This window comes from Herbiconiux daphne (assembly GCF_024979295.1).
Lineage (GTDB): Bacteria > Actinomycetota > Actinomycetes > Actinomycetales > Microbacteriaceae > Herbiconiux > Herbiconiux daphnes.
The window spans coordinates 1-663 of the sequence record NZ_JANLCJ010000449.1 but is presented as its reverse complement, the minus strand read 5'-3'; the positions used below and the strand labels follow the sequence as shown (position 1 = coordinate 663).

Sequence of the window (663 nt, the reverse complement as noted above, 5' to 3'; positions counted from 1 at the left end):
AGCTAAAGACGGTTCTACGATTCATATGGTAGGGAATAAATTAACCGTTCCTTATGAACCGGCGAACGGTATTCAAAACATGGAACTACACGCGAATTTTATTTTCTCTCAAGGTTGGAAAACTAAACTCGCTCAATTCAAGCGTGAGGGTCAAACGTTCTACAATGACGTGTGGAGAACGACCGGACAAGAGGGAACTGTTGCCGGTGTGGTTTATTCAAGTATTGACACTAGCTATAAAATTGAAATGGAACCAAGTTCAACGCCACCGCCGATTGTTGGTGAATCTTATCAAAGAATTCACGTCAAGACAAATGACCCTAACGGCTTAAAAACGGTTGTAATCACTGAAGCGTCAGACGGTAAAAGTGGTATTCATATCGGACAATTTAACGGTCAAGAGTGGTTAAAAGACGTTGCAACCGGTCAAGAAGTTCGCGCGGAAAGTAGAATTTTCAAAGTGACCGCTAAACCAGAAGCCGGATATGAGATTGAAAAAATTGTGTGGTATATTGACCCTGCAAAAGAATCTCTTGGAAGACCGCTAGACAATACCGCGCCTTATCCAATCGGTGAAAACGACCAAACAGACGGCGAAATTGTTCGTTCTTATGACGGTACAGGCTCGCGTTTTGTGGTAGGTGAAGAACAAGAAGTTCATAT

At 42.5% G+C, this 663-nt stretch carries 1 protein-coding gene; it reads left to right on the top strand.

Going from position 1 to position 663, the window contains the following annotated elements; all coding sequences use genetic code 11:
* On the top strand, positions 1–663 hold a 663-nt coding region (locus N1032_RS25785), incomplete at both ends, for a hypothetical protein (protein ID WP_259543465.1).